A 20,886-nucleotide genomic window follows, 5' to 3' on the forward strand; every position below is an offset into this window, starting at 1 on the left:
TCACCATTCGATCTCGGTCGCGGCACGCGGCGCGGCGTTGACGTCGACCGAGCGGATCTCGCCATCCGTGAAACGGATCACCCGGTCCGCCATCTCGGCGGTGGCGGCGGCATGGGTGACGATCATCACCGTGGTCCCGAGGCTGCGATTGAGCTGCTGCAAGACTCCCAGAACCTCGCGCCCCGTGGCGCTGTCAAGCGCCCCGGTCGGCTCGTCACAGAGCAACACGTCAGGGCGCTTGGCCACGGCGCGGGCGATGGCGACGCGCTGTTGCTCGCCGCCCGAGAGCTGGCTGGGAAAGTGATCCTTGCGCGCAGCCAGTCCAACCAGCGCCAGCGCCTCTGCCGGGGTCATCGGGTCGCGCGCGATCTCGGTCACCAGCGCGACGTTCTCCTCGGCGGTCAGCGAGGGCATGAGGTTGTAGAACTGGAAGACAAAGCCGAGATTGTCGCGCCGGTAGCGGGTGAGCGCCCGGTCGGACATGGTGGTCAGCTCTTCACCACGGAACCACGCGCGGCCGGCGCTCGGTCGGTCGAGCCCGCCGAGGATGTTCAGCAAGGTCGACTTTCCGCTGCCCGAGGGGCCGAGCAGCACGGTGATCTCGCCGGGTGGCAAGTCGAGATCGACGCCACGCAACGCCTGCACGGCGGACGCCCCGGTGCCATAGACACGGGTGAGCCTTTCGACACGGTATATGGGCGGTGGTTGCGACACGGGGGCACCCTCCTCTGCCGCCAACCCTAGGGCAGGTCCGCGGCGGCTGTCTTGAGGCGGATCAAATTCCCCTCTCAGCCGGGCCGCGCCAAACCCTTCGCTTCGTCGAGCAGCGCCTGGAGAACCGGCGTATAGGGTTCCTGCCAGGGCGCGATCAGCCCGACCTCATGCGCGCGGCTGTCGGTGGCCAGCGGCACCAGCGACAGCGCCTTGCCCTCTGCCAGGAAGCGCGCGAGGTCGGTCGGCAGGATGGTCACCCAGTCGCCGGTCAGCACGTTGCTCACCAGCACCACGGTCGAATTCGACTCGATCGCCGAGACGGGCGTGACGCCAGCCTCCATGAACTGCCGATTGATGATCCGGCGGTTCTGCATCTCGGGGGTCAGCAGGCAAAGTTTCAGGCTGCCAAGATCCGCCCAGTCCAGCTTATCTCGTCCCGCCAAGGGGTGATCGGCCCGGCACACCAACTGATAGGCCTCGCGGTAGAGCGGACGTGTCGTGACCCGTCCCAGCGGTTCGTTGTCCAGATAGGATATGCCCGCGTCGATCTCGAGATCATCGAGCATCGTCAGGATATCCGCCGAGGCGCGCGACAACACCGTGAAGGTGACGCGGGGATGGCGCTCGTTGAAGCGCGCGGCCAGCGTCGAGGCCCAGGTCAGCGCCGTGGGGATCACCGCCAGGCGTAGATGCCCTGCCAGCCCTTCGCGCGAGGCGCGCATCTCGTCGCGCAGCCGCCGCGTGTCGCCGACGATCTGCCGCGCCCAGACGAGCGCACGCTGGCCCTCGGGGGTCAGCCCCCCGAAGCGCGAGCCGCGCTGCACCAGCTTGACGCCGAGCTGCTCCTCGAGCTGGCGTATGCCGGTGGAAAGCGTCGGCTGGGTGATGCCGAGACTGAGGGCCGCCCGTCCAAAATGCTTCTCCCGCGCCAGGGCAATGAACATTTCCAACTTGGCGATCATCTTGACCTATCGAACTTCATGATTTCGATCATGATCACCTTTCAAAGCGCTTTGCGCAATGCGAGCGTCTCAGGGCTGCGAAAGAAACGAAGGGATGGTGATCCCGACAGGATTCGAACCTGTAACCTGCCCCTTAGGAGGGGGCTGCTCTATCCAGTTGAGCCACGGGACCTTCCGCCCTCCCTTAGCGCGGGTCCGCTCCGTTGTCACCCATCAAGCGGAAATTCCTCCGCGTGGCCGCTTGTGCTTGTATGCCCCGACAGAAAGGCTAACATTCAGGTATTTAGTACTCTGGAGGAGCCTCCCGTGGCCGACACCGATCCCCGCCCCCTCACCCTCAGAGACGTCTCCGAAGCCTCTGGCGTATCCGAGATGACCGTGAGCCGGGTGCTGCGCAACCGCGGGGACGTCTCCGAAGCGACGCGGGCCAAGGTGCTCGAAGCCGCCAAGACGCTCGGCTACGTCCCCAACAAGATCGCCGGCGCGCTTGCCAGCCAGCGGGTGAACCTCGTTGCGGTGATCATTCCGTCGATGCGCAACATGGTGTTCCCCGAAGTGATGGCCGGCATCGCTTCGGTGCTTGAGGACACCGAGCTGCAGCCGGTGGTCGGCATCACCGACTACCTGCCCGAAAAGGAAGAGCGGGTGCTCTACGAGATGCTGTCCTGGCGTCCTTCCGGCGTGATCATCGCCGGGCTGGAGCATACCGAGGCTGCCAAGGCGATGATGAAGGCCAGCGGCATTCCGGTGGTCGAGATCATGGATATCGACGGCACCCCGGTGGATTGCGCCGTGGGTATTTCGCACCGCCGCGCCGGGCGCGAAATGGCCAAGGCGATCCTGCGCGCCGGATACCAGAAGATCGGCTTCCTCGGCACCAAGATGCCGCTCGACCATCGCGCGCGCAAGCGCTTCGAGGGGTTTACCGAGGCGCTGGCCAAGAGCGGCGTCGAGGTGGTGGACCAGGAGTTTTACTCGGGCGGCTCGGCGCTCAAGAAGGGCCGCGAGATGACCCAGGCCATCCTCGAGCGCGAGCCCGAGATCGATTTTCTCTACTACTCCAACGACATGATCGGCGCAGGCGGGCTGCTCTACCTGATGGAACAGGGCCGCGATATTCCCGGCGAGATCGGTCTGGCCGGGTTCAACGGGGTCGAGCTGCTGCAGGGGCTGCCGCGCCAGTTGGCCACGATGGACGCGCATCGGGCCGAGATCGGACGCAAGGCGGCACAGATCATCGCCTCGCGCGTCGAAAACCCCGAGGCGGAATACGAGCGAATTGTCGAGCTGACCCCCAAGATCGCTTACGGCGACACGCTGCGCCGCTGACCCCGTCAGAGCAGCGGGCGCACCGAAGGCTCCTCGGTTTCGGCCATGGCCAGTTCGGCCATGCCGTCGAGGTCGCTGATGTGCAGCTCGCCCTCGCTCCATTCGGCCAGCCCGCGCGCGCGGAGCCGGGCCAGGGTCTTGTTGGTGTGCACCAACGACAGACCAAGCGCATCCGCCAGATCCTGCTGGCGGTAGGGCAGAGGCACCCGCGCGCCCTGCCCGATCCCCATCTCGGCAAGCCGGCGGTAGATCTTGAGCAGCGCCCAGGCGACCCGCTCCGCCGCGTCGCGCTGGCCAACTGTCGCCAGCGTCTCGCCCAGGAAATGCTCCTCGGAGGCGGCGATCCATGTCACATCATAGGCCAAGGATGGCTGCTTGCGGTAAAGCATCCAAAGGTCGGCTCGGTTGAAGACGCACAGGCGCATGGCGCTGGTCGCCTGAACCGAGTGTTTCATCTCGCCCAGAAGACCGGCCTGAAGCCCTGTCAGATCGCCGGGCAGCAGGAAATTGATCACCTGCCGGCGGCCATTTTCGAGCGTCTTGTAACGTAGACCCATACCCTCGAGAACGGTGAAGATTTGCGGTGAATTCGCCCCTTCGATCAGTAGATGGGTGCCTGGATCAACGCTCAGTTCCCCCACCTTGAACCTTTCCATGAAGGTCAGTTCCTCCTCCTCGAAGGCGCGGAATAGGGATTTTCGGCGCAGCGGGCAGCTCTTGCAGGAAATCTGTCGCATCTCGGGCTCCTATGTCACAGATTAATGCGCCCCGCCTCGATTGGTTCCAGTTTACGCGCAGCGAGAGGAGACTGCGCATGATTCCCGATGATACGCCCGCCTCAGGGCCGGGGTTTCTCGTGCTGCTGAACGATCCCTTCGTGGCCGAAGACGTTGTACGCAGCATTTCCGAACATGATCCCACGGCGCGCGTGGTTTGCGCCGAGAGCCCCGAGGCAGCCCTGTTGCTGGTGCAGTCAGGGGGGCAGATCGCGGTTGCGCTGCTCCAGATGGCCCCGGAGGACGTGCCGCGCAGCGCGCTCGGACGATGGCTTCACGCCGCCGGTACGCGCATCGCGCTGGCCGGAGACGCGGCAGAGCAACAGGGCGAGAAATGCGCCTACGAGGTGCTGCAACGCCCGTTCAACAGTGCCGCGCTGCTTCAGACCCTAAGCCGGGCGCGCAGCGCCTGAACCGTCGTGGCGCCTGTCGGCGCGGGTAAGCCTCGAGCGTGTCACGGTCCCGTCATGCGGCTGTCACGCACGCCAAGTAGGACTGGGCCTGTTCTTGATGAGTGCCGTGGTCACCAGGCGGAATTTCCCGCGCACCCCCGGTCAGAAAAATCAGTGATTTAATGAAGAAGGGGGTGGCACTTGGCGCCACCCCCGTTTTCTTACCTGCGATGCGGATCGCTTACTTCAGCGCCTCGTCGGTGATCGCGTGGGTCCAGGCGGCCTCGCCCGGGTCCTTGGTGATCACCGGATCAGCGCCGGCACTCAGCAGAACCTCGACGGTGCGGGTGAAATCGGCAGGGTCCAGCGCGCCGTTCGAGCCGGCGGTCAGCTTGGCGATCTCGCCCATCATGCGCTTCTGGTGCTCTTCGGTCTGGGCGCCGGTCTCGTCGTTCTCGAGCACGATCTCGGCCGCCTCGTCCGGGTTCTCCTCGGCGTATTTCCAGCCCTTCATCGAGGCCCGCACGAAGCGCACCAGCTTTTCGGTCATCGCGGGATCGGCGAGATTCTCCTCGGTGGTGTAGAGACCGTCCTCGAGCGTCGCGATGCCCTCGTCCTGGTACTTGAAGACCACCAGGTCCTCGGGCGTCAGCCCCGCGTCGATCACCTGCCAGTACTCGTTGTAGGTCATGGTGGTGGCGCATTCGACCTGCTTCTGCAGCAGCGGATCGACGTTGAAGTTGATCTTCTGGATGGTCACCCCGCCCTCGGATCCGTCGGTCGCGTAGCCGAGTTTCGACATCCACGAATAGAGCGGCAGCTCGTTGCCGAAGAACCAGGTGCCCAGCGTGTGGCCGGGGAAGTCGGCGGGGCTCTCGATGCCGTGCTCCTTGAGGCAGGTCAGCATCAGCCCCGAGGACCTGAAGGGCTGCGCGATGTTGACGATCGGCGCGCCGTTCTCGCGCGCGGCCAGTGCCGAGGGCAGCCAGTCGACCATCACGTCGGCGCCGCCTCCGAGCAGCACCTGCACGGGCGCGATGTCCGGCCCGCCCGGCTTGATCGTCACGTCGAGGTCTTCCTCCTCGTAGAAGCCCTTCTCGGCGGCCACGTAATAGCCGGCGAACTGCGCCTGGGTCACCCACTTGAGCTGCAGCGTCAGCTCGTCCGCAGCCTGTGCGCCGCCCGCCGCGAGCAGCATCGCCGAGGCGATCCCCCATCCGGTAAACTTGGTCATCACTCTCTCCTGTTGCATTGCGCGTTTCTTTGTCTTTTCACCGCAGTCTGATGTTTCACCGGCCCCGCTGCGACGGGTGCCAGAAGGTCGCGGCGCGTTCGATCAGCGCCACGCCGCCGTAGAAGGCCGAGCCCGCGAGCGCGGCCACCACGATCTCTGCCCACACGAGGTCGAGCTGCAAGAGCCCGACGCTGGTGGAAATGCGAAAGCCCATGCCGGTGATCGGCGAGCCGAAGAACTCGGCCACGATGGCGCCGATCAGCGCGAGGGTAGAGGCGATCTTCAGCCCGTTGAAGATGAACGGCAGCGCCGCCGGCAGGCGCAGCTTCCACAGGCTGGTCCAGTAGCTGGCGGCATAGGTGCGCATCAGGTCCCGCTGCATGGCGCTGGTGTCCGCCAGCCCCTGCACCGCGTTGACCAGCACCGGGAAGAACACCATCACCACCACGACCGCCGCCTTCGACTGCCAGTCGAAGCCGAACCACATGACCAGGATCGGCGCGATGCCGATGATCGGCAGCGCCGCGACGAAGTTTCCGACCGGCAAGAGGCCGCGCCGCAGGAAGTCGAAGCGGTCCACCACGATCGCCGTCAGCAGCGCCGCGCCGCAGCCCAGCACGTAGCCGGTGAGCGCGCCCTTCAGCACGGTCTGCACGAAATCCTGCCAGAGCACGCCCGACGACTGCCCGAAGCGCGCCGCGATCACCGAGGGAGCCGGCAGCAGCACCGGCGAGATGCCGAAACCGCGCACCACCGCCTCCCAGACGAAGACGAGCACCAGCCCGAAGATCACCGGCACCGCCAGCGCGGCGGCGCGGCCCTTGCGCTTCGACAGCCGGACGTTGGCCCAGAGACCCAGCGCCCAGACGATCAGCCCCGCGAGTATCCAGCTCATGCCATGCCCATCCGCTTGAGGGTGATCCGCTGGATGAGGCCGATCAGCCCCACCAGCGCCGCCGCCAGCGCCGCGGCCATCAGCAGCGCCGACCAGATCTGGATGGTCTGGCCGTAGTAGCTGCCCGCCAGCAGCCGCGCGCCCAGCCCCGCCACCGCGCCGGTCGGCAGCTCGCCGACGATGGCGCCGACGAGGCTCGCCGCCATGGCGATCTTCATCGAGGCGAAGAGATAGGGCATCGAGGCCGGCAGCCGCAGCCGCCGGAACTCCTGCGCCCGCGTGGCGCTCCAGGTGCGCATCTGGTCAAGCTGCATCGCGTCGGGGCTGCGCAGCCCCTTCACCATGCCCACCACCACCGGGAAGAACGACAGGTACATCGAGATCATCGCCTTGGGCAGCAACCCCGAGATTCCGATGGCGTTCAGCACCACGATGATCATCGGCGCGATGGCGAGGATCGGGATGGTCTGGCTGGCGATCACCCAGGGCATGACCGATTTGTCCATCACCCGGTTGTAGACGATGCCCACCGCCAGCGCGAAGCCGAGCAGCGTGCCGAGGCCGAAGCCCAGCACCGTCGCGCTCATCGTCACCCAGGCGTGGTAGACGAGGCTGCGCTTGGAGGTGGGTTTCTTCATCGCCACCGTGTCCCAGAGCTCGACAGCCACCTGGTGCGGCGCGGGCAGCTTGGGCTTGTCCTGCGCCCAGGTCTCGGCGATCAGCTCGGGCGTGGTCAGCACGCGGTCCTGCCGCGCCGCCTGGTCAAGCACCCATTGCTTGTTGAGCAAGATGGCACCGCCGTACCAGAGCAGCAGGATCGCCAGAACGACGGTCAGAACAGGGATCACGTTTTTCATCGCCGCCACTCCATCCGCAACTCACGCAGGGTCTCGGGCGGCTCGGGATCGACCTCGCCCGCGTCCCGGAAGCCCTCGCGCCGGTAGAAGCGCTGCGCCGCGAGGTTGGTCACATGGGTGTGCAGGAAGAGGCGCGCCCGCCCCTCCTTCGCCCTGTCCAGCAGGGCCTTGCCCAGCCCGGCCCCGCTGCGGGCGCAGTAAAGCGCGCCGACCTTGCCGATCTCCGGATCGACCGAGACGTAGCCCTCGATGGGATCGCCGGTCACCCAGATCTCGCGCGCCGGCAGCGCCTCGCGCAGAAAGCCCTCGATCTCCTCGTGCGAATGCACGCGCGGGAACCACCCCGTGGCATCGATCCAGCCGTTCACCACCGCCGCGCAGCCGGGCACATCGGCCTCGGTGGCGCGTCTCACTCGGAGCCCCGTCATCGTGCCACCTCTGCCGTTTCATTGTTCCGCAAATACGCAAATGGCGCACGGCTGCCCAAGGACGGTGCCATGCGTATTTTAAGAACAATGAAAGGATCATGTGTTGGAGTGGCCGCGCGGTACAGGCTGGCGAGCCGATGACCGCGAACGATGAAAGGGGAGCCCGCGTTCCGAGACCCTCTGCGGGGCGGTACCGGGGCGCGCCGATTTCTTGGCGCGCTCCGGGTCGCAGCCATTGGACGTCCCCGAATGCCCCTCTTGCCGGGATCAGTCATAGGCATGCCCCGCCCGCAGCCCCTCTCGCACGCGGTGGGCGATCTCGAGGAACTCCGGGCTGTCGCGGATTTCCAGCGGGCGCTCCTTCGGCAGCGGGCTTTCGATCACGTCGGTGATCCGCCCCGGACGCGGCGACATGACGACGATCCTGGTCGAGAGGTACACCGCCTCGGGGATCGAGTGGGTGACGAAGCAGATGGTCTTCTCGGTGCGCGACCAGAGCGCCAGCAGCTGCTCGTTGAGGTGGTCGCGGACGATCTCGTCGAGCGCGCCGAAGGGTTCGTCCATCAGCAGGATGTCGGCGTCGAACGCCAGCGCGCGGGCAATCGAGGCCCGCTGCTGCATGCCGCCCGAGAGCTGCCAGGGGTATTTCTTATCGAAGCCCGAAAGCTCGACCAGCTCCAGCACGCGCTGCACGCGCTCGGCCTGCTCGGCTTTCGAATATCCCATGATCTCCAGCGGCAGGCGGATGTTGCCGCCGATGCTGCGCCACGGGTAGAGCCCCGCCGCCTGGAAGACATAGCCATAGGCACGCGCCTTGCGCGCCGCTTCTGGGGTCACGCCGTTGACCAGCACCGTGCCGGAGGTCGGCGTCTCGAGATCCGCCATCACCCGCAGGAAGGTAGTCTTGCCGCAGCCCGAGGGGCCGATGAAGGAGACGAAGTCGCCCTTGTCGATCTTCAGGTCCACGTCCTTGAGCGCCTGCACCGGGCCGTCGCTCGTCTCGTAGACGAGGTTCAGCCCCTGCGCCGAGATCACCGTCGGGGCCTGCGGGACGCTGGCCGCTGGCGCGGCCACTTGTTCTGTCATCATCTTCATTCCCTGTGCGGGGCGGGGGCGTCTTCCGGCCCCCTGCCCCGGTCTTGATCTGTCTATGTCACACCCCGGAGGCCGGGATGCCGGTTCGTTCCACCTTGCGCGGCGCGGTCAGCTCCTTCCACGAGCTCAGCGCCTTGTTCACCGGCCCGGCGGGCGTGCGGGCGACGAACTGGCCGTGGCCCTCCTCCGAGCTCATCGCGCCCTCGGTCACCGAGACCTTGCCGCGGCTCAGCACGAAGCGCGGCAGGCCCTTCACGGTCATGCCCTCGAAGACGTTGTAATCGATGGCCGACTGCTGGGTCTTGGCCGAGATCACCTTCTCGCGGTTGGGATCGAGCACCACGATATCGGCGTCGGCCCCCGCGAGGATCGCCCCCTTGCGCGGGTAGATGTTGAGGATCTTGGCGATATTGGTCGAGGTGACCGCGACGAACTCTTGCGGCGTCAGCCGGCCGGTGGCGACGCCCTGCGTCCAGAGCATCGGCAGCCGGTCCTCGAGCCCGCCGGTGCCATTCGGAATCTTGGTAAAATCACCCACGCCGTAGCGCTTCTGGTCGGTGGTAAAGGCGCAGTGGTCGGTGGCGACGCAGGAGAGCGAGCCCGCCGCCAGCCCGGCCCAGAGGCTGTCCTGATGCGCCTTGTTGCGGAACGGTGGCGACATCACCCGGCGCGCGGCATGATCCCAGTCGGGGTTGGCATATTCGCTGTCATCCAAGGTCAGGTGCTGGATCAGCGGCTCGCCCCAGACCCGTTTTCCCGCCTGCCGCGCGCGGCGGATCGCCTCGTGGCTCTCCTCGCAGCTGACGTGCACCACGTAGAGCGGGACGCCCGCCATGTCGGCGATCATGATGGCCCGGTTGGTGGCCTCGCCCTCGACCTGCGGCGGGCGCGAATAGGCATGCGCCTCGGGACCGTTGTTTCCAGCGGCGAGCAGCTTGGCCGAGAGCTCGGCCACCACGTCGCCGTTCTCGGCATGCACCAGCGGGATCGCCCCCAGCTCGGCGCAGCGCTGGAACGAGGCGAAGAGCTCGTCGTCGTTCACCATCAGCGCGCCCTTGTAGGCCATGAAGTGCTTGAAGGTGGTGATGCCGCGATCGACCACCTCCTTCATCTCGTTGAACACCTGCTCGCTCCACCAGGTCACCGCCATGTGGAAGGAGTAGTCGCAATGCGCGCGGGTCGACTTGTTGTCCCACATCTGCAGCGCGTCGAGCAGCCCCTGCCCCGGCGAGGGCAGCGCGAAGTCGACCACCATGGTGGTGCCCCCCGCCAGCGCCGCACGGGTGCCGCTGTCGAAATCGTCGGCCGAATAGGTGCCCATGAAGGGCATCTCGAGGTGGGTGTGCGGGTCGATCCCGCCCGGCATCACGTAGCAGCCCGAGGCGTCCAGCACCTCGTCGCCCGTCAGGTTCGCGCCGATCTCGACGATGCGGCCGCCCTCGATCCGCACGTCGCCCTCGTAACTCAGATCGGCGGTGACGATGGTACCGCCCTTGATCACAGTGGACATGGTTTCCTCCCTTGGAACTCGGTGCCCGGGGTTTCTTCTAGGCGAAAATATCCCGGGGAGTCCGCGGCCCTTGGGCCGCGGGCGGGGCAGAGCCCCTTATCTGGCCCTCGCCTCAGGCGACGATCTCCGCGGTCTCGAGCACCGCGTGGAAGAGCACGTCCGTCCCGGCGGTCGCCCACTCCTTCGAGATCTCCTCGTCCTCGTTGTGCGAGATGCCGTTCACACAGGGGCACATGACCATGGTCGCGGGCGCCACCTTGGCGGCCCAGCAGGCGTCGTGGCCCGCGCCCGAAATGATGTCGAGGTGCGAATACCCAAGCCGCTCGGCGGCCTTGCGGACGTTCTCGACCAGCTCGGGTGCGAAGGTCACCGGGTCGAAATGGCCGACCGGCTCGACCGCGCAGCCGACATCCAGCTCGGCGCAGATTTCCGGCGCGCGGCGCTCGATCTCGGCGCGCATGCCGTCGAGCTTGGCCTGGTCCGGCGAGCGGATGTCGACGGTGAAGACCACGCTGCCCGGCAGCACGTTGCGCGAGTTGGGCGAGAAGGTCACCTGCCCCACGCCGCCGACGGCGCCGGGCTGGGCGGCCATGGCCACCTCCTGCACCATCTCGAAGATGCGGCTCATGGCGAGCCCCGCGTTCACACGCATGTTCATCGGCGTCGATCCGGTATGCGCGGCGCGGCCGGTCAGGGTGAACTCGAGCCACCACAGCCCCTGGCAATGGGTGACCACGCCGATATCCTTGCCCTCGGCCTCGAGGATCGGGCCCTGCTCGATGTGCAGCTCGTAATAGGCGTGCATCTTGCGCGCGCCGACCTCTTCGCTGCCCTGCCAGCCGATGCGCTTCAGCTCGTCGCCATAGCTCTTGCCCTCGAGGTCCTTGCGCCCATAGGCGTAGTCCAGATCATGCACCCCGGCGAAGACGCCCGAGGCCAGCATGGCGGGGGCGAAGCGCGCGCCCTCCTCGTTGGCCCAGTTGGTGACCACGATCGGGTGTTTGGTCTTGATGCCGAGGTCGTTCATCGTGCGCACGGCCTCGAGCGCGCCGAGCACCCCGAGAACGCCGTCGTACTTGCCGCCCGTCGGCTGCGTGTCGAGGTGCGATCCCACGTAGACCGGCAGCGCTTGGGAATCCTCGCCCGCGCGGGTGGCGAACATCGTGCCCATGGCGTCGACCCCCATGGTCATGCCCGCCGCCTCGCACCAGCTCTGGAACAGGGCGCGGCCCTCGGCGTCCTCGTCGGTCAGCGTCTGGCGGTTGTTGCCCCCGGCGATGCCGGGACCGATCTTGGCCATCTCCATCAGGCTGTCCCAGAGTCGGTCGCCATCGATCCGGAGGTTCTCGCCCGGTGCCGCCATCTTTTTGTCCTCGCTGCCTTGCTTTGCGTCTTGCATTGCGCGGTCGCGCTTGCGCGGGCCGCGCGTGTTTTTTACCATTTGGTAAAGCCACGATTGCAATGCGCCCCGGACCTGTCAAGAAATCCCTGCCTTGGCCCCCGGCACCGATGCGCATAGAGCGGGCAGCCCCGCCCGGAAAAGCAGCAGCCAAGGAATGCCATGCCCGCTCCTCCCGCGAAGACCCCCGAGAAGAAGCGCAGTCGAATCCAGATCCGCAACCGCCGGAAAATCATGGACGCCGCGCTCGACGTGTTCTCGCAGCACGGATTCCGCGGCGCGACGCTCGACCAGATCGCCGAGGCCGCGGGCATGTCCAAGCCCAACCTCATCTACTATTTCGACGGCAAGGAAGCGATCCACGTCGCCCTGCTGAACGCGCTGATGACCGAATGGCTCGACCCGCTGCGCGAGATGGATGCATCCGGCGATCCGCTCGAGGAGATCCTCGGATACGTGCGCCGCAAGATGGAGATGAGCCGCCAGTTCCCGCGCGAGAGCCGGCTCTTCGCCATCGAGATCATCCAGGGCGCGCCCCGCATGCTGCCGCACCTGGAGAGCGACCTGAAGCCGCTCTTCGACGAGAAATGCGCGCTGATCGCGGGGTGGATGGACGCGGGCAAGCTGGCACTGCAGGACCCGCAGCAGCTGATCATGTCGATCTGGGCGCTGACCCAGCATTTCGCCGACTTCGACACGCAGGTGCGGGTTCTGGTGCCCGACGAGGTCGCGGGCTGGGACGCGGCGAATGCCCATGTGGAGACGATCTTCCGGGCGATCCTGACGCCGACGGGGTGAGGCGGGCCCCATGGGCCCGCCCCTCGGATCACTCCGCCGCGCGGGCCATCGGGTTGTTCGGGTGGGTCGTCCAATCACCGAACTCGGCCGGCACCACCTTGCCGGTGCGCGGGTCCGTCGCCCCGACGTCCATCCGCTCCATGCTGATGCAGCCTTCGACCGGGCAGACGTTGACGCAGAGGTTGCAGGCCACGCATTCATCGTCCTTGACGGTGAAGACCCGATCCTCGGACATGGCGATCGCCTGGTGCGACGTGTCCTCGCAGGCGGCGTAGCAGCGCCCGCAGGAGATGCAGAGGTCCTGGTCGATCTTCGCCTTCGAGATGGCGTTGAGGTTGAGGTTCTGCCAGTCCGACACGTTCGGCACCGCCCGGCCCACCAGATCGGACAGCCCCACGCCCTTCTCGTCGAGATACTGCGACAGGCCCGAGATCATCTCCTGCACGACCTTGAAGCCGTAGGTCATGGCCGCCGTGCAGACCTGCACGTTGCCCGCCCCGAGCGCCATGAACTCCGCCGCGTCGCGCCATGTCGTGACCCCGCCGATGCCCGAGATCGGCATCCCGCGGGTTTCCGGCGAGCGGGCGATCTCGGCCACCATGTTGAGCGCGATGGGCTTCACCGCCGGGCCGCAGTAGCCGCCATGCGCGCCCTTGCCGTCGATGGTCGGCTCGGGGGCGAAGAGGTCGAGATCGACCGAGGTGATCGAGTTGATCGTGTTGATCAGGCTGACCGCGTCGGCCCCGCCGCGCTTGGCGGCCTCGGCGGGCTTGCGGATGTCGGTGATGTTGGGCGTCAGCTTGACGATGCAGGGCATGCGGCTGTTCTGCTTCACCCAGCGCGTCACCATCTCGATGTACTCGGGCACCTGCCCGACCGCCGAGCCCATGCCGCGCTCGCTCATGCCGTGCGGGCAGCCGAAGTTGAGCTCGACCCCGTCGGCGCCGGTCTCCTCGACCAGCGGCAGGATCGCCTTCCATGCCGCCTCCTCGCAGGGCACCATCAGCGAGACGACCAGCGCGCGGTCGGGGTAGTCGCGCTTGACCGCCTTGATCTCGCGCAGGTTCACCTCGAGCGGGCGGTCGGTGATCAGCTCGATGTTGTTGAGCCCCAAGAGCCGCCGGTCCGCGCCCCAGATCGCGCCGTAGCGCGGGCCGTTGACGTTGACCACCGGCGGGCCTTCCTCGCCGAGGGTCTTCCAGACCACCCCGCCCCAGCCCGCCTCGTAGGCGCGGCGCACGTTGTACTCTTTGTCCGTCGGCGGCGCCGAGGCGAGCCAGAACGGGTTGGGCGACTTGATGCCCACGAAGGTGCTTGTCAGATCAGCCATGTCGGTCCCTCCTCAGCGCATCAACGTGGCGTGGATGTCTTCGGCCGCGTCGCGGCCCTCGGCGACGGCGGTGACGGTCAGGTCATCACCCCCGGCGGCGCAATCGCCCCCGGCCCAGACCCGGGCCACCGAGGTACGCCCCGGCCCTTCGACCGCGATCTTGCGGCCCGCGAGCGCGGGCAGACCATCGGCGATCAGGCTCTGGCCGATGGCGCGGAACACCTGATCGGCGGGCAGTCGGAAGCTCTCGCCCGTCGGGGTGAGGTCGTCGCCGGTGAACTCGAACTCGATCTCGCGCACCGCGCCATTGCCGTGCACGGCCTTGGGCGTCGCGTTGCAGATGATCCGCACCCCCTTGGCCTGCGCCAGTTCCTGTTCGAATGCGCTCGCCGCCATGCGCTCCTGCGAGCGGCGGTAGACGATGGTGACGTTGAGCGCGCCCAGAAGCTTGGACTGAACGGCAGCGTCCACGGCGGTCATGCCGCCGCCGATCACCACCACGTCGCGGCCCACGGGCATCGCGGTCAGATCGTCCGACTGCCGCAGGTCGGAGATGAATTCCACCGCGTTGCGCACGCCGTCGCGGTCGTCGCCCTCGATGCCCAGCGCGTTGACCCCGCCAAGGCCGATACCAAGGAAGACCGCGTCATAGTCGGAAGTCAGCTCCGCCAGCGTGAGGTCGCGCCCGAGCATGCGTCCGGTCTCGATGGTGATGCCGCCGATGCCAAGCAGCCAGTCCACCTCGCGCGCGGCGAAATCGTCGGTGCTCTTGTAGGCGGCGATGCCGAATTCGTTGAGCCCGCCGGGCTTGGCACGCGCGTCGAGGATGACGACGTCATGACCCTTCATCGCCAGCCGGTGCGCGCAGGACAGGCCCGCGGGCCCCGCCCCCACCACCACCACGCGCTTGCCCGTGGGCGCGGCGCGCTCGAAGGGGTGGATGTTGCGCGCCATGATACGGTCGGTGGCGTAGCGCTGCAGACGGCCGATCTCGACCGGCTTGCCCTCGGCCACCTCGCGCACGCAGACCTCCTCGCAGAGCGTCTCGGTCGGACAGACCCGCGCGCACATGCCGCCGAGGATGTTCTGCGACAGGATCGTCTTGGCCGCCGCCTCGGGCGTGCCGGTGGCGATCTGCCGAATGAAGAGTGGAATGTCGATCGAGGTCGGGCATGCCGTCGCGCAGGGCGCGTCATGGCAAAAGTAGCAGCGGTCCGCCGCCACCAGAGCCTCGTGATCGTCGTATGGAGGGTGCAGGTCCGAGAAACCCTCGTCCAGCGCTTGCGGCTCCAGCCGTCCCGCGCGGATCCCCGCTGCCAGTTGCCTTGCGTCCATCGGTCGCCTCCCCGCTGCCTGTGCGCAATGGGGAAACGGTCTCACAGGTCGATTTTTTTATCAATCGGTAAAATAATTGCAGGGAACCGTGCGGGGGAAAGCCGTGATGCCTGCCCAAAAGTCGTGCAGAGCCGGTCGGGAAACGCAGAAAGGCCGCGCATCGCTGCGCGGCCTTCCAAGGATCGTACGGGCAGAAGGATCAGTTCTGCGCGTAGTATTCGATGACGAGGTTCGGTTCCATCTGAACCGCGTAGGGCACGTCGGCGAGGCCGGGGGTGCGCACGAAGGTCGCGGTCATCTTGGAGTGGTCGGCCTCGATGTAGTCGGGAACGTCACGCTCTGCGAGCTGGACGGCCTCGAGCAGAACGACCATCTGCCGCGACTTCTCACGGACCTCGATGACGTCGCCTTCCTTCACGCGGTAGGAGGGGATGTTCACGCGCTTGCCGTTCACCAGCACGTGGCCGTGGTTCACGAACTGACGGGCTGCGAAGACGGTCGGCACGAACTTGGCGCGGTAGACGACGGCGTCGAGGCGGCGCTCGAGCAGGCCGATCAGCAGCTCGCCGGTGTCACCCTTGAGGCGTTCCGCGTCGCCGAAGATGCGACGGAACTGCTTCTCGGTCAGGTCACCGTAGTAGCCCTTGAGTTTCTGCTTGGCGCGCAGCTGCAGACCGAAGTCCGACATCTTGCCCTTGCGGCGCTGGCCGTGCTGGCCGGGGCCGTATTCGCGCTTGTTCACCGGGGACTTCGGACGGCCCCAGATGTTTTCGCCCATGCGGCGGTCGATTTTGTACTTGGCAGACGTGCGTTTGGTCACGGCTGATCTCCTTCATAAGTTGTGAAGGGCGTTGTCCTTCTGCCCGAAGGCCGACAGGCATCCCCTTGCGGGGGCCACCAACACCAATGAGCGGGCGCTTATATGGGGATTGCGGGGGGAGTCAACCGCTCATCGCAGGCTTGAACCGCTTTCACCGCGCGACCCCGTTTAATCACAGGTTAAACCCTTCGGCCACAGACTGACAGCCGCCCCCCCGTTTGGCGGCAGTGAACAATGCTCAGGAGATTCGTCGATGCATATCGCCAAGCGACCGGCCGCCGGCACGGGCGCCCTGCTCGACAGCGCGCTCGACCTGCGCGACCGAGACATCGTCCACCGCGTGCGGGAGGCGATCCGCCATCGACAGGTGATGCTGGTGTTTCAACCTGTCGTTCAGGCGCGGACTCCGGCCACCGTTGCCTTTCACGAGGCGATGCTGCGGGTGATGGACGAAACCGGGCGGATCGTTCCGGCCCGCGAGTTCATCTTCCAGGTCGAGGAACTGGAAGAGGGGCGCATTCTCGACTGTCTTGCGCTCGAGCAGGGGATGGCCGAGCTGATCCGTACGCCCGACCTGCGACTGTCGATCAACATGTCCGCCCGATCGATCGGCTACCGCCGCTGGATGCGCCTTCTCGAGAGGGGACTTGCCGCCGACCCCACACTCGCCGGGCGTCTAATCCTGGAAATCACCGAAAACTCGGCCATGCTGCTGCCCGAGCTGGTGATCGGCTTCATGGCCGATCTGCACAAGCGCGGCATCACCTTTGCCATGGATGACTTCGGCGCGGGCCAGACGGTGCTTCGCCACTTCAAGCGGTTCAGTTTCGACATGCTCAAGATCGACGGTCAGGTGATCCGCGGCATAGACCAGGACCCGGACAATCAGGTCCTCCTGCGCGCCATCGTCGCCCTGGCCGAGCAGTTTGACATGTTCACCATTGCCGAATCGGTGGAAACCGCGTCCGAGGCCGCGCTGGTTGCCGCCTGCGGCGTGACCTGCATGCAGGGGTATCTCTACGGTTCGCCGGTTCTGCGCCCGGCCTGGCGCGACTCCAGCCCCGGAGTTGCACGCGGGTGACGCCACGCTCTCCCGGCGCGGCCTGAGGCGCGTCATCTGGAGCGCGGCCCGCCGGATGCCGCACTGCGGCGCGCCTGCGACGAATTGCGCAAACAGTGACATTTCCCGAAAACCGCCCCTGTGCAGCCGCAGAATGGCAGGCTATCAACATCCCTGAGGCCAATGACCGAGCCGCTTCCCTCGGCCGCTGAGGGCGGAGGAAAAGCGCTCACACTACGCTTTGCTTGGAGGGAGAACTTCATGACCAACGTCGTAATCGCATCCGCGGCACGGACCGCCGTGGGTAGCTTCAGCGGCTCCTTTGCCAATACACCCGCCCATGATCTCGGTGCTGCCATGCTCGAAGCGCTGGTCGCCCGCGCCAGCATCGACAAGGGCGAGGTATCCGAAACCATCCTGGGGCAGGTGCTGACCGCGGCGCAGGGCCAGAACCCGGCGCGCCAGGCGCACATCAATGCCGGCCTGCCGAAGGAAAGCTCTGCCTGGTCGATCAACCAGGTCTGCGGCTCTGGCCTGCGCACGGTGATGCTGGGCGCACAGCACATCCTGCTGGGCGATGCCGACATCGTCTGTGCCGGCGGACAGGAGAACATGACCCTCTCGCCCCATGCCGCGCACCTGCGCGCGGGCCACAAGATGGGCGACGTCAGCTACATCGACACGATGATCCGCGACGGCCTCTGGGATGCCTTCAACGGCTACCACATGGGCCAGACCGCCGAGAACGTCGCGCAGCAGTGGCAGATCAGCCGCGAGCAGCAGGACGAGTTCGCCGTTGCCTCGCAGAACAAGGCCGAGGCGGCGCAAAAGGCCGGCAAGTTCGACGACGAGGTGATCCCCTTCACCGTGAAGACCCGCAAGGGCGACATCGTGGTCGACAAGGACGAGTACATCCGCCACGGGGCGACCATCGAGGCCATGCAGAAGCTGCGCCCGGCCTTCACCAAGGACGGCTCGGTCACCGCGGCCAACGCCTCCGGGATCAACGACGGTGCCGCCGGCGTGCTGCTGATGAGCGCGGACAACGCCGAAAAGCGCGGCATCGAACCGCTCGCGCGCATCGTCTCCTACGCCACCGCCGGCCTCGATCCGTCGATCATGGGCGTTGGCCCGATCCACGCCTCGCGCAAGGCGCTGGAAAAGGCTGGCTGGAAGCCCGAGGACCTCGACCTCGTCGAGGCGAACGAGGCCTTCGCCGCGCAGGCCTGCGCGGTGAACAAGGACATGGGCTGGGATCCGTCGATCGTGAACGTGAACGGCGGCGCCATCGCCATCGGCCACCCGATCGGCGCCTCGGGCGCGCGGATCCTCAACACGCTGCTGTTCGAGATGAAGCGCCGCGACGCCAAGAAGGGCCTCGCGACGCTCTGCATCGGCGGCGGCATGGGTGTCGCGCTCTGCGTCGAACGCGACTGACGAATTGGAAAGGGGCGCTGCGGCGCCCCTTTTCCTTGCGCGGTCATGCTGCATGCGCAAAATGACGACGCAACATTGTTGCTAGATTTATTTAAGTTCAGTAATAACATTACTGAACTGTGGAAGTTCCGAATTGGAGGACAGAATGGCGAAAGTTGCATTGGTCACCGGCGGCAGCCGCGGGATCGGGGAGGCGATCTCGAAGGCACTCAAGGCCGAAGGTTACGAAGTGGCAGCGACCTATGCTGGAAACGACGAGAAGGCGCAGGCATTTACCGCAGATACCGGCATCAAGACCTACAAATGGGACGTGGCGGACTACGAGGCATCGAAGGCCGGAATCGCGCAGATCGAAGCCGATCTTGGTCCGATCGACGTGGTGGTGGCCAATGCCGGCATCACCCGCGACGCACCGTTCCACAAGATGACACCGCAGCAATGGAAAGAGGTGATCGACACCAACCTCACCGGCGTGTTCAACACCGTGCACCCGGTCTGGCCGGGAATGCGCGAGCGCAAGTTCGGCCGCATCATCGTGATCTCCTCGATCAACGGCCAGAAGGGCCAGTTTGCGCAGGTGAATTACGCCGCGACCAAGGCCGGGGACCTGGGGATCATCAAGTCCCTGGCGCAGGAAGGCGCGCGCTACGGCATCACCGCCAACGCCATCTGCCCCGGCTATATTGCCACCGAGATGGTCATGGCCGTGCCCGAGAAGGTGCGCGAGCAGATCATCGCGCAGATCCCCACCGGGCGCCTCGGCGAGCCCGAGGAGATCGCGCGCTGCGTGGTGTTCCTCGCGGATGAAAAGGCCGGCTTCGTGAACGGCTCGACGATCTCGGCCAACGGCGGCCAGTTCTTCGTCTGAGCGCCGCGCGGCATGGAAACGGAAGGCCCCGAGCGCTGCCGCGCCGGGGCCTTTTTGCGTGAACGCCGCGGATCGAGGGCTGGCTGTGCACTGGTGCAGCCCTTCCGCGCGGGGATGTCCGTTTTCCGGAAAGCCAGTTGAGCCTATATCGGGGTCAAATCCTCATCAGGAGAGAGACCATGCTTACACAGATCAAGGGCCTGCATCACGTGACCGCGCTGGCCAGCAGCGCGTCTCGAAACAACAGCTTTTTCACCAACACGCTCGGCCTGCGCCGGGTCAAGAAAACCGTCAACTTCGACGCCCCCGATGTCTATCACCTTTACTACGGTGACGAACTTGGCACGCCCGGCAGCGTCATGACCTACTTCCCCTTCCCCCAGGCCGCCCGCGGACGCCGGGGCACCGGCGAGGTCGCGACCACCGCCTTCACGGTGCCCGAGGGCTCTCTGGATGCCTGGGAGGCCCGGCTGACCGAAGCGGGCGTCACCGGGCTCGACCGGCTCAACCGTTACGGCGAGCACAGGCTCGCCTTCGAAGGGCCGGACGGCGAGGGCCTGGCATTGGTTGAAGCCGAAGACGACCGCACCCCTTGGACGGGCGGCACTGTCGCGGCGGACATGGCGATCCGCGGCTTTCATTCGGTGCAGATGCGCTTGCGCGACGCCGGGCCGACCGCGGAGCTGCTCGGTGCGATGGGCTACCAGGAAGAGTGTCGCCAGGCCAACGTGATGCGCCTGGTGCTGCCGGAGCACAACGGCGCTGGCACCATCGATATCGAAACGGTCGACGCCCCGCGCGGAACACAAGCTGCAGGCAGCGTGCACCACATCGCCTTTGCGGTGGAGGATCGCGCGGCCCAGCTCGAAGTGCGCAAGGCCCTCACCGAACAAGGCTTCCAGATCACGCCACAGATCGACCGGGACTATTTCTACGCGATCTACTTCCGCAGCCCCGGTGGCGTGCTCTTCGAGGTGGCGACCAACGAACCCGGCTTCGACCGCGACGAGGAGCGCGCCCATCTCGGCGAGGCCCTGAAGCTGCCGACCCAGCACGCGCATCTTCGCGCGCAGCTCGAACGGACGCTCGAGCCGCTGGACTGACCGCGCCCGGCCCCCTTCTCACGTTTGCGCCTCCGGAGCTTGGCTCTCCGGGGGCGCATTTCTTTGCAGGGCAAGACACGCACGTCCTTTCGCAGGCGCAGGCTGAGGGAGCCAAAGCCATCCTTGCAAGGGGAGAAAAGGGATGCGTGTCGAAAAGAAGTGATCCGAAAAAGCCGCTCGGCGTTTCGCCCTGCTGCCCGGGCCCGAATCTCGGGCCCGGATCCTCTGCGGTCCTGCGGCGCGGCAGCCGCTGGGACCTGATCGCTCTCTAGGCGGGTGGGTGGCTCTCCTCGGTGGGAAGCGACCTGCCCTGGCCGCGTCAGCTGGCCTCGGCCGAGAGCCGACTAATCTCTTCCTTGATGCGAAGTTTCTGTTTTTTTAGGGCGGCGACGTGCAGGTCATCCACGCCCGGACTGCGCTGCATTTCTTCCACGGTCGTGGCGAGGTTTTGGTGCTTCTTCTTCAGTTCCTGCAGGTGAGAAGTTAAGCTCATTATGTCCTCCTTTTTTGCTTTGGGCAGGTACAGTGCAGCATAACTTTTACA

The 20,886-nt window shown here is 66.2% G+C and carries 21 protein-coding genes and 1 tRNA gene; 7 read left to right on the top strand and 15 right to left on the bottom strand.

Annotated features, from left to right (window positions below; genetic code table 11):
- The 3 genes from IQ782_RS07565 to IQ782_RS07575 form a co-directional block, all read right to left on the bottom strand.
- Nucleotides 1–714: an ATP-binding cassette domain-containing protein gene (locus IQ782_RS07565; RefSeq protein ID WP_194134010.1), complete on the bottom strand. Its 714-nt coding sequence runs from the start codon at nt 712–714 to the stop codon at nt 1–3.
- Between the two features lie 74 nt (nt 715–788).
- Entirely contained in the window at nt 789–1,676 is an 888-nt protein-coding gene (locus tag IQ782_RS07570; RefSeq protein ID WP_194134011.1) for a LysR family transcriptional regulator, read from the bottom strand.
- A 95-nt stretch (nt 1,677–1,771) separates the two neighbouring features.
- A tRNA-Arg gene (locus IQ782_RS07575) sits at nt 1,772–1,848 on the bottom strand.
- Nucleotides 1,849–1,982: 134 nt separating this feature from the next.
- On the opposite strand from IQ782_RS07575, the gene IQ782_RS07580 reads away from it, so the two are divergent.
- Complete coding sequence (locus IQ782_RS07580; RefSeq protein ID WP_194134012.1) at nt 1,983–3,005, top strand: LacI family DNA-binding transcriptional regulator; 1,023 nt, start codon at nt 1,983–1,985, stop codon at nt 3,003–3,005.
- A 5-nt stretch (nt 3,006–3,010) separates the two neighbouring features.
- On the opposite strand, the gene IQ782_RS07585 is transcribed toward IQ782_RS07580, so the two are convergent.
- A complete protein-coding gene (locus IQ782_RS07585; protein WP_194134013.1) occupies nt 3,011–3,742 on the bottom strand; it encodes a Crp/Fnr family transcriptional regulator in 732 nt (243 codons plus the stop codon).
- 77 nt (nt 3,743–3,819) lie between these two features.
- Here IQ782_RS07585 and IQ782_RS07590 point away from each other — a divergent pair, with 77 nt between their 5' ends.
- The gene (locus IQ782_RS07590; protein ID WP_194134014.1) at nt 3,820–4,194 is read left to right on the top strand and encodes a response regulator; all 375 of its coding nucleotides are present in this window, start codon (nt 3,820–3,822) and stop codon (nt 4,192–4,194) included.
- Between the two features lie 220 nt (nt 4,195–4,414).
- Here the strand turns inward: IQ782_RS07590 and IQ782_RS07595 are convergent, their stop codons facing one another.
- From IQ782_RS07595 to IQ782_RS07625, 7 genes are all read right to left on the bottom strand, one after another.
- On the bottom strand, nt 4,415–5,407 hold the full coding sequence (locus tag IQ782_RS07595; RefSeq protein ID WP_194134015.1) for an ABC transporter substrate-binding protein: 993 nt from the start codon (nt 5,405–5,407) through the stop codon (nt 4,415–4,417).
- Nucleotides 5,408–5,462: 55 nt separating this feature from the next.
- Nucleotides 5,463–6,302 carry an ABC transporter permease gene (locus tag IQ782_RS07600; RefSeq protein ID WP_194134016.1) on the bottom strand — a complete coding sequence of 280 codons (840 nt, stop codon included), beginning with the start codon at nt 6,300–6,302 and terminating at the stop codon, nt 5,463–5,465.
- Entirely contained in the window at nt 6,299–7,159 is an 861-nt protein-coding gene (locus IQ782_RS07605) for an ABC transporter permease (RefSeq protein WP_194134017.1), read from the bottom strand. Before IQ782_RS07605 ends, IQ782_RS07600 begins: the two co-directional genes overlap by 4 nt.
- On the bottom strand, nt 7,156–7,572 hold the full coding sequence (locus IQ782_RS07610) for a GNAT family N-acetyltransferase (protein ID WP_338092561.1): 417 nt from the start codon (nt 7,570–7,572) through the stop codon (nt 7,156–7,158). The genes IQ782_RS07605 and IQ782_RS07610 overlap by 4 nt, the downstream gene beginning before the upstream one ends.
- A 282-nt stretch (nt 7,573–7,854) precedes the next feature.
- Nucleotides 7,855–8,673 carry an ABC transporter ATP-binding protein gene (locus tag IQ782_RS07615; protein ID WP_194134089.1) on the bottom strand — a complete coding sequence of 273 codons (819 nt, stop codon included), beginning with the start codon at nt 8,671–8,673 and terminating at the stop codon, nt 7,855–7,857.
- Nucleotides 8,674–8,740: 67 nt separating this feature from the next.
- On the bottom strand, nt 8,741–10,192 hold the full coding sequence (gene hydA / locus IQ782_RS07620) for a dihydropyrimidinase (RefSeq protein WP_194134019.1): 1,452 nt from the start codon (nt 10,190–10,192) through the stop codon (nt 8,741–8,743).
- 112 nt (nt 10,193–10,304) lie between these two features.
- On the bottom strand, nt 10,305–11,555 hold the full coding sequence (locus tag IQ782_RS07625; RefSeq protein ID WP_194134020.1) for a Zn-dependent hydrolase: 1,251 nt from the start codon (nt 11,553–11,555) through the stop codon (nt 10,305–10,307).
- Between the two features lie 198 nt (nt 11,556–11,753).
- Here IQ782_RS07625 and IQ782_RS07630 point away from each other — a divergent pair, with 198 nt between their 5' ends.
- Nucleotides 11,754–12,389, top strand: coding sequence for a TetR family transcriptional regulator C-terminal domain-containing protein (locus IQ782_RS07630; RefSeq protein WP_194134021.1), 636 nt, complete (start codon nt 11,754–11,756; stop codon nt 12,387–12,389).
- 28 nt (nt 12,390–12,417) lie between these two features.
- Here IQ782_RS07630 and preA read toward each other — a convergent pair whose 3' ends face one another.
- The 3 genes from preA to rpsD form a co-directional block, all read right to left on the bottom strand.
- Nucleotides 12,418–13,719 carry an NAD-dependent dihydropyrimidine dehydrogenase subunit PreA gene (gene preA, locus IQ782_RS07635; protein WP_194134022.1) on the bottom strand — a complete coding sequence of 434 codons (1,302 nt, stop codon included), beginning with the start codon at nt 13,717–13,719 and terminating at the stop codon, nt 12,418–12,420.
- Nucleotides 13,720–13,731: 12 nt separating this feature from the next.
- Entirely contained in the window at nt 13,732–15,054 is a 1,323-nt protein-coding gene (locus IQ782_RS07640; protein ID WP_194134023.1) for an NAD(P)-dependent oxidoreductase, read from the bottom strand.
- A 199-nt stretch (nt 15,055–15,253) separates the two neighbouring features.
- Entirely contained in the window at nt 15,254–15,874 is a 621-nt protein-coding gene (gene rpsD, locus IQ782_RS07645; RefSeq protein ID WP_194134024.1) for a 30S ribosomal protein S4, read from the bottom strand.
- A 253-nt stretch (nt 15,875–16,127) separates the two neighbouring features.
- Between rpsD and IQ782_RS07650 the strand changes: the two genes are divergently transcribed.
- The 4 genes from IQ782_RS07650 (at nt 16,128) to IQ782_RS07665 (ending at nt 20,342) form a co-directional block, all read left to right on the top strand.
- Nucleotides 16,128–16,955 carry an EAL domain-containing protein gene (locus tag IQ782_RS07650; RefSeq protein WP_194134025.1) on the top strand — a complete coding sequence of 276 codons (828 nt, stop codon included), beginning with the start codon at nt 16,128–16,130 and terminating at the stop codon, nt 16,953–16,955.
- 240 nt (nt 16,956–17,195) lie between these two features.
- Complete coding sequence (locus IQ782_RS07655) at nt 17,196–18,371, top strand: acetyl-CoA C-acetyltransferase (RefSeq protein ID WP_194134026.1); 1,176 nt, start codon at nt 17,196–17,198, stop codon at nt 18,369–18,371.
- 145 nt (nt 18,372–18,516) lie between these two features.
- The gene (gene phbB / locus IQ782_RS07660; RefSeq protein WP_194134027.1) at nt 18,517–19,239 is read left to right on the top strand and encodes an acetoacetyl-CoA reductase; all 723 of its coding nucleotides are present in this window, start codon (nt 18,517–18,519) and stop codon (nt 19,237–19,239) included.
- Between the two features lie 179 nt (nt 19,240–19,418).
- Nucleotides 19,419–20,342 (top strand): VOC family protein, encoded by a 924-nt coding sequence (locus tag IQ782_RS07665; RefSeq protein ID WP_194134028.1) that lies wholly within the window; start codon nt 19,419–19,421, stop codon nt 20,340–20,342.
- A 319-nt stretch (nt 20,343–20,661) separates the two neighbouring features.
- Here IQ782_RS07665 and IQ782_RS07670 read toward each other — a convergent pair whose 3' ends face one another.
- On the bottom strand, nt 20,662–20,835 hold the full coding sequence (locus IQ782_RS07670) for a YdcH family protein (RefSeq protein WP_194134029.1): 174 nt from the start codon (nt 20,833–20,835) through the stop codon (nt 20,662–20,664).
- Between the last annotated feature and the right edge of the window lie 51 nt (nt 20,836–20,886).

Origin of the sequence: Salipiger mangrovisoli, from assembly GCF_015223355.1 — a bacterium.
Lineage (GTDB): Bacteria > Pseudomonadota > Alphaproteobacteria > Rhodobacterales > Rhodobacteraceae > Salipiger > Salipiger mangrovisoli.

Excerpts from the sequence above, each read along its gene's own strand:
- IQ782_RS07570 (WP_194134011.1), bottom strand. The coding sequence starts at position 1,676 with ATGATCGCCAAGTTGGAAATGTTCATTGCCCTGGCGCGGGAGAAGCAT.
- IQ782_RS07585 (WP_194134013.1), bottom strand. The coding sequence starts at position 3,742 with ATGCGACAGATTTCCTGCAAGAGCTGCCCGCTGCGCCGAAAATCCCTA.
- IQ782_RS07590 (WP_194134014.1), top strand. The coding sequence starts at position 3,820 with ATGATTCCCGATGATACGCCCGCCTCAGGGCCGGGGTTTCTCGTGCTG.
- IQ782_RS07595 (WP_194134015.1), bottom strand. The coding sequence starts at position 5,407 with ATGACCAAGTTTACCGGATGGGGGATCGCCTCGGCGATGCTGCTCGCG.
- IQ782_RS07600 (WP_194134016.1), bottom strand. The coding sequence starts at position 6,302 with ATGAGCTGGATACTCGCGGGGCTGATCGTCTGGGCGCTGGGTCTCTGG.
- IQ782_RS07605 (WP_194134017.1), bottom strand. The coding sequence starts at position 7,159 with ATGAAAAACGTGATCCCTGTTCTGACCGTCGTTCTGGCGATCCTGCTG.
- IQ782_RS07615 (WP_194134089.1), bottom strand. The coding sequence starts at position 8,673 with ATGACAGAACAAGTGGCCGCGCCAGCGGCCAGCGTCCCGCAGGCCCCG.
- hydA (WP_194134019.1), bottom strand. The coding sequence starts at position 10,192 with ATGTCCACTGTGATCAAGGGCGGTACCATCGTCACCGCCGATCTGAGT.
- IQ782_RS07625 (WP_194134020.1), bottom strand. The coding sequence starts at position 11,555 with ATGGCGGCACCGGGCGAGAACCTCCGGATCGATGGCGACCGACTCTGG.
- IQ782_RS07630 (WP_194134021.1), top strand. The coding sequence starts at position 11,754 with ATGCCCGCTCCTCCCGCGAAGACCCCCGAGAAGAAGCGCAGTCGAATC.
- preA (WP_194134022.1), bottom strand. The coding sequence starts at position 13,719 with ATGGCTGATCTGACAAGCACCTTCGTGGGCATCAAGTCGCCCAACCCG.
- IQ782_RS07640 (WP_194134023.1), bottom strand. The coding sequence starts at position 15,054 with ATGGACGCAAGGCAACTGGCAGCGGGGATCCGCGCGGGACGGCTGGAG.
- IQ782_RS07650 (WP_194134025.1), top strand. The coding sequence starts at position 16,128 with ATGCATATCGCCAAGCGACCGGCCGCCGGCACGGGCGCCCTGCTCGAC.
- IQ782_RS07655 (WP_194134026.1), top strand. The coding sequence starts at position 17,196 with ATGACCAACGTCGTAATCGCATCCGCGGCACGGACCGCCGTGGGTAGC.
- phbB (WP_194134027.1), top strand. The coding sequence starts at position 18,517 with ATGGCGAAAGTTGCATTGGTCACCGGCGGCAGCCGCGGGATCGGGGAG.
- IQ782_RS07665 (WP_194134028.1), top strand. The coding sequence starts at position 19,419 with ATGCTTACACAGATCAAGGGCCTGCATCACGTGACCGCGCTGGCCAGC.
- IQ782_RS07670 (WP_194134029.1), bottom strand. The coding sequence starts at position 20,835 with ATGAGCTTAACTTCTCACCTGCAGGAACTGAAGAAGAAGCACCAAAAC.